Source organism: Kocuria aegyptia, from assembly GCF_039530085.1.
Taxonomy (GTDB): domain Bacteria; phylum Actinomycetota; class Actinomycetes; order Actinomycetales; family Micrococcaceae; genus Kocuria; species Kocuria aegyptia.
Genome location: NZ_BAAAOA010000021.1, coordinates 1 through 6,202 on the forward strand (window position 1 = coordinate 1; position 6,202 = coordinate 6,202).

General features: G+C 69.3%; 6 protein-coding genes. All 6 read left to right on the forward strand.

Annotation, left to right across the window (positions count from 1 at the left end):
- The coding region (locus ABD220_RS10170) for a molybdopterin oxidoreductase family protein (RefSeq protein WP_344122216.1) at nucleotides 1–2,312 on the forward strand (2,312 nt) is incomplete at its 5' end.
- Nucleotides 2,309–2,770 (forward strand): hypothetical protein, encoded by a 462-nt coding sequence (locus ABD220_RS10175; RefSeq protein WP_344122218.1) that lies wholly within the window; start codon nucleotides 2,309–2,311, stop codon nucleotides 2,768–2,770. The genes ABD220_RS10170 and ABD220_RS10175, both read left to right, overlap by 4 nt.
- Before the next feature lie 20 nt (nucleotides 2,771–2,790).
- The gene (locus ABD220_RS10180) at nucleotides 2,791–3,318 is read left to right on the forward strand and encodes an HPP family protein (protein WP_344122220.1); all 528 of its coding nucleotides are present in this window, start codon (nucleotides 2,791–2,793) and stop codon (nucleotides 3,316–3,318) included.
- Nucleotides 3,315–4,784 carry a cardiolipin synthase gene (gene cls / locus ABD220_RS10185; protein ID WP_344122222.1) on the forward strand — a complete coding sequence of 490 codons (1,470 nt, stop codon included), beginning with the start codon at nucleotides 3,315–3,317 and terminating at the stop codon, nucleotides 4,782–4,784. Before ABD220_RS10180 ends, cls begins: the two co-directional genes overlap by 4 nt.
- A 541-nt stretch (nucleotides 4,785–5,325) precedes the next feature.
- Nucleotides 5,326–5,610, forward strand: a complete 285-nt coding sequence (locus ABD220_RS10190) for a hypothetical protein (RefSeq protein WP_344122224.1) — start codon at nucleotides 5,326–5,328, stop codon at nucleotides 5,608–5,610.
- Complete coding sequence (locus ABD220_RS10195) at nucleotides 5,607–6,041, forward strand: hypothetical protein (RefSeq protein ID WP_344122226.1); 435 nt, start codon at nucleotides 5,607–5,609, stop codon at nucleotides 6,039–6,041. Before ABD220_RS10190 ends, ABD220_RS10195 begins: the two co-directional genes overlap by 4 nt.
- The last annotated feature ends 161 nt before the right edge of the window (nucleotides 6,042–6,202 follow it).

Genomic DNA, 6,202 nt, shown 5'->3' on the forward strand with positions numbered 1-6,202 from the left:
AGGACGGCACCATGGTCGGGGTTCGCGGCCGGGCGGTGGACATCGTCAACCACGGCCGGCTCGGGCCGAAGGGGCTGTTCGCCTCCTGGCAGGGCGTGGCCCACCGGGATCGCCTGACCCGGCCGCTGGTCCGCGAGAACGGGGAGCTCGTGGAAACGGACTGGGCCACCGCGATGGAGCGGATCGTGGCCCGCAGCCAGCAGTTGCTGAAGGACAAAGGGCCCTTGTCCCACGGGTTTTACACCTCCGGGCAGCTGTTCTTGGAGGAATACTACGCCCTGGGGATCCTGGGCAAGGCCGGGATTGGCACTCCGCACATGGACGGCAACACCCGGTTGTGCACGGCCACGGCGGCGGCGGCCATGAAGGAGTCCTTCGGCTCCGACGGTCAGCCGGGCAGCTACGTGGACATCGACGAGTGCGAGGCGATCTTCCTGTTCGGGCACAACATGGCCGAGACCCAGACCGTGCTGTGGGCCCGGGTCCTGGACCGGCTCGCCGGCCCGGACCGCCCGAAGGTGGTGTGCGTGGACCCGCGGCAGACCGAGGTGGCCCGGCACGCCGACGTGCACCTGGCGGTACGCCCGGGCACCAACCTGGCGCTGATGCACGGACTGATCCGCGAGGTCATCACTCAGGGGTGGATCGACGAGGAGTGGATCGGCGCCCACACCCTGCGCTTCGAGGACCTGGCAGAGCAGATCGAGCCCTGGACTCCGGAGGCCGTGGCGTCCGAGTGCGGGGTCGCCGCCGCCGACGTCGTCGAGGCCGCCCGGATCTTCGGCACCTCCCAGCGGGTGCTCTCGACCGTGCTGCAGGGCTTCTACCAGTCCTCCCAGGCCACAGCCTCGGCCTGCCAGGTCAACAACCTCCACCTGCTCCGGGGCCTGCTCGGGAGACCGGGGTGCGGGATCCTGCAGATGAACGGCCAGCCCACCGCCCAGAACACCCGCGAGACCGGCGCCGACGGGGACCTGCCGGGCTTCCGCAACTGGGAGAACCCGGAGCACATCCGGCAGCTGGCGGAGTTGTGGGACGTCGATCCGCTCGTGATCCCGCACTGGGCGCCACCGACCCACGCGGCGCAGATCTTCCGCTACGTCGAGCAGGGCTCCATCGAGTTCCTGTGGGTCTCGGCGACCAACCCGGCGGTGTCGATGCCGCAGCTGCCCAGGATCCGGGAGATCCTCGCGAAGGACAGCCTGTTCTTGGTGGTCCAGGACCTGTACCTGACCGAGACCGCCCGCTACGCCGATGTGGTGCTGCCGGCCGCGGCCTGGGGCGAGAAGACCGGCACCTTCACCAACGTCAATCGCACCGTGCACCTGTCGGAGCAGGCCGTGGACCCGCCGGGGGAGGCCCGCAGCGACCTGGAGATCTTCCTGGACTACTCCCGGCGCATGGGCTTCCGCACCCGCTCGGGGAGGCCGCTGCTGGACTGGTCCGGGCCCGAGGAGGGGTTCAACGCCTGGCGGGACTGCACCCGCGGCCGGCTGTGCGACTACACCGGCATCACCTACGAGAGGCTGCGCGGGGGCAGCGGGATCCCCTGGCCGGTCAACGAAGAGCACCCCGACGGGACCGTGCGCCTCTACGCGGACGGGGTGTTCCCCACCCACGGCGACGACAGCGAGACCTACGGCCACGACCTCACCACCGGCGCCACCGTCGGGCCGCAGGCCTACCGGGCGATGGCCCCCGACGGTCGCGCCCTGTTCAAGACCGCCCCCTACCAGGGCACCCACGAGCCCCCACGCCAGGACTACCCTTTCCGCTACACCACCGGCCGGACCGTCTACCACTTCCACACCCGAACCAAGACCGGGCGCGCCGCCCAGCTCGACGGGGCCGCCCCGGACGCCTGGGTGGAAATCTCCGTGGCCGACGCCGGGGACCTCGGGCTGGTCGAGGGCGACGTGGTGCGGGTGGAGTCCCCGCGCGGGCACCTCACCGCCCCCGTGCGGGTCGGGGACGTGCGCACCGGGACGGTGTTCGCGCCTTTCCACTACGGCTACTGGGACACCTCCGACCCGACCGGTCGTGATCCGCAGCAGCGCCACCGGGCGGCCAACGAGCTGACGCTCACCGAGTGGGACCCGGTGTCGAAGCAGCCGGTGTTCAAGACCGCCGCCGTGCGGGTGACCAAGGTCGCCGGGTCCACCGGCCCGGCCCCGGCCCCCACGACTACCGCCTCCCGCCCGGCCCGGGGCGGGCGCGTTCCGGCCACCGTGGGCGGGGCGGCGGCCGAGGTGGACGAGACCATCGCCCCGACCGATCCGCCGGCCGTGGCCACGAAGGAGGAGAGAGCATGAAGTTGCCCGTGTACCTGGGCCTGCTCCACCGCTCCGAGCGGACCCTGGCGGCCTCCTTCCGCCAGGTCGCCGAGGGCCACGGCGCCGAACCCGACGTGTACTACCTCTGCCGGGCCCTGGCTGACCAGTGCGAGGCCCACGAGCAGGCCCTGGCCCCGATCGTCGAGCGCTACGGCGAGGTGGATGAGGACGACGAGCCCGAACGCCTGCACGCCGAGGGCTTGTCCGAGACCCGCTCCGGGCCTGTGGGGCTGCTGCGGGACCTGCAGGACCTCTACCTGCTGGCCAGCCTCGTGGACATCACCTGGACCGCGGTGAAACAAGCCGCCCAAGGTCTGCGCGACGCCGAGCTGATCGACGTCGTGGAACGCTGCGAGGGCGAGACCACCACCCAGCTGCACTGGCTCTCGACGCGGATGAAGCAGGCGGCTCCGCAGGCCCTGATCGTCGCCGAATGAGACCTCCGGACGGACGCTCCGTGCCCGTTGCCACCAGGATCCGGGGCAACCGCCCTGGTGCGGCCCTGTACGCCGCCTTGCTCTCCCTGGTCGTGCTCGCCGCCACCGGGGTGGTGGGGCTGCTGCTGCATCAGCCGTGGCTGTTCCCCAGCCTGGGACCCACGGTGATGCTGTTCTTCGAATCCCCTCAACAGAGAGCTTCGCGCCCGCTCAACGCCCTCGTCGGGCACGGGGTGGGGCTGCTGGCCGGGGCCGCGGTGCTCTACGGGTTGGGGCTGCAGGACGATCCCTCCGCCCCCACCGGAGGGCTCACCCCGGCCTATTTGCTGGCCGGGGCCCTGTCGGTGGCGCTGACCACGCTGGTGCTCACTTGGGCCAAGACGCCGCACCCACCGGCCGGGGCCACCACGCTGATCGTGAGCCTGGGCATCCTCACCACACCGATCCAACTGGCCTCGATGGCCGGGGCGATCGTGCTCATCACCGCCCTGGGCTGGGGACTGAACGTCCTGCTGGGTACCCGCCCGGACCAGGAGGCGTCACCGTGATCCAGTTCCTGCTGGAGACACCTCCCCAGTGGGTGAGCGTGGTCATCATCGCGGCCACCGTGCTCATCGGGCTCCTCGCTGCCGGGATCGTGCCTCACAACCGCACCGCAGGTGCGGGGTGGGGCTGGCTGCTGATCATCTTCATGCTCCCGATCCTGGGCATCGTGGCTTATCTGGTGTTCGGGCGGGCCGACCTCCCGCGCCGGCGCAAGGAGAAACAACGCCAAGCCCCCGACCTCGTTGAGAAGACCGCGTCCGGCACCGGGCTGGAGGACTCCCGAAGGATGCGGCCGTGGATCACCCAAGCCGTGCGGCTGAACCGGAGCAACGGGGCCTTTCCCCTGGCCGGCGGTCACCGGATCGAGGTCCTCGACGACTACGAGGAGTCCCTGCAGACCATGGCCGAGGCCATCCGGGGTGCGGAGCACTACGTGCACTTCCAGTTCTACATCGCCGTGGCCGATGACACGACCGAACCCGTGATCGCCGCCCTGGAGGACGCCCAGGCCCGCGGGATCACCGTGCGGGTGCTCATCGACCACCTCGGCTCGGTGAGCTACCCCGGATACAAACAGCTCGTGCACCGCCTCAACGAGGCCGGGGTCGACTGGCGGCGGATGCTGCCGGTACGCCCCTGGCGCGGGGAGTACCAGCGCCCGGACCTGCGCAACCACCGCAAGATCCTGGTGATCGACGGCGCCGTGGCGTTCACCGGGTCGATGAACGTCATCGACCGCAGCTACAACAAGAAGAAGAACCGGAAGAAGCACCTGCAGTGGGTGGGACTGATGCTGCGGGTTCAAGGCCCCGCGGTCGGCCACCTGAACGCCGTCTTCGCCACCGACTGGTCCTGTGAGACCGATGACATGATCCTGGGCCGAACCCCGGCACCGGTCCCTGTCCCGTCCCCGGGCGGGGTGGCCTGTCAGGTGCTGCCCTCGGGGCCGGGGTGGGACCAGCAGTCCAACCGGGAACTGTTCCACCACGTCTTCGCCTGCGCCCAGGAGAAGATCACGGTGTGCACCCCCTACTTCGTGCCCGACGAAGCGCTGCTCACCGCCTTGCGCACCGCCGTCGGCCGGGGAGTGGAGGTGCGGCTCTACGTGGGGGAGACCTCCAGCCACGCACTGACCCATCACGCCCAGCGCTCCTACTACGAGCAGCTGATCCGCGCCGGAGTGCGCATCTTTCTCTATCCCGCCCCTTGGGTGCTGCACGCCAAGTTCGTCCTGGCCGATGAGCAGGTCGCGGTGGTGGGCTCCTCCAACATGGACATCCGCTCCTTCGCCCTGGACCACGAGGTCAACCTCATGGTCATCGACCCCGGCTTCCTCACCCGCATGCACGCCCTCGTCGACAGTTACCACGAGGACAGCCACGAACTGGACCTGGGCGACTGGCTGGCCCGACCCCGGCACCAGAAATACCTGGACAACCTCGCCCGGCTCACCTCCGCCCTGCAATAACAGTTGGACGCCCCTCCGTCTTTGCATATGGCCAGTGGACAGCGGGCCGTGCTGCGGTCGGGGATCCTCCGTGGGGATTGCCGGTGAGCCGGCCAACGGCTGCACATCGTGGTGGACGCCTTGGTAGGAGTCCTGCCACTGCCAGTTACCCCGATCAACATGCCGGCACTCGGATGCACCCATGACACGCAGTGCAGAGCACAGCAGGAGCGAAATCCGCAGCACGAAGCCTCTTCTGGGCAGGGCCATGAGCAATACATAGGCTGGGGCGATTGCCGTTGCAGATCGTGGAGGAATGCCTGTGCGCCGACCATCAACGCGTGTGCCGCTGCGGGATCTGGGGCGTCGACTGCGCCACCTCGTGGGGTGGCTGCGCCCTCCAGGGGCGGTTCGGGAGTGGCTGCACGCAGCGGTCACCAGCCCCAGTGTCTTCTGGTTCGCCTACCGCAACCGCTGGACCATAGATCCCGTCTGCGGGGATGCGCCCGTGGTGGTCTGTTTGACCTCCTACGGGCGTCGGATTCGTGCTGTGCACCTGGCGGTGGAGGCTATCGCGCGTGGGAGCGTGCGCCCGCAGCGGCTGATCCTGTGGCTGGCCGACGCCGAGGTCGTGGCGCATCCGCCGGCGCCGCTGGCCCGGTTGGTGGAGCGAGGCCTGGAGATCCGGCACGCGGCCGATTGGGGTCCGCACAAGAAGTACTACCCCTACGCCTGCTCCCAGGCCGACCATGAGTTGCCGTTGGTGACCGCCGAGACGATGTGTTCTACGGCGAGGCCTGGCTGGCGGAACTACTGGCCGTTCACCAGGCCCATCCTGATGAGGTGATCGCCCACCGGGCCCACCGCATCGGCATGCAGGACGGAAAGATCCTGCCCTATACCCGATGGGCCCCTGGGGCCCCGCCGGTGGCGTCCTATCGTACGTTCCCCACCGGGATCTCCGGGGTGCTCTACCCACCTCGGATGGTGCAGCTGCTGCGTGAGGCCGGCGATGCTTTCGCCCGGTGCGCACCGATGGGTGATGACATCTGGTTGCACGCCATGGCGGTACGCCACGGGGTCCGGGTGCGCCCGGTACGGGACGGGCGCACCACCTACCGTCCCTTGCCCGGGGCACTGCTGCGGGGCCTGAAGTTCCGCAACGTGCTCGGCGGAGGCAACGACGTCCAGATCACCGCGACCTACACGGCCGAGGACCTCGCACGCATGGGGCAGGAACTCGAACAGAACCACGAGCAGGATCCCTGGACCGTGTAAATCTCAACCGAAGCCAGGGGACTGTCGCGGCGTCAGCAGACTCGGTGACTTGGCGTGCGGCTTGGGGCATGGTGAATGCCTCACGGTGTGCGCGGGGGTGTCGGTGCTCCTTGAAAAGTAGGCCAGTTCCGCTCCTCGAAAAGTAGGCCACCCGGCCCCAG

What these genes read in the sequence shown, in the direction of transcription:
- ABD220_RS10175 (WP_344122218.1), top strand. Translation starts at nt 2,309, where the DNA reads ATGAAGTTGCCCGTGTACCTGGGCCTGCTCCACCGCTCCGAGCGGACC.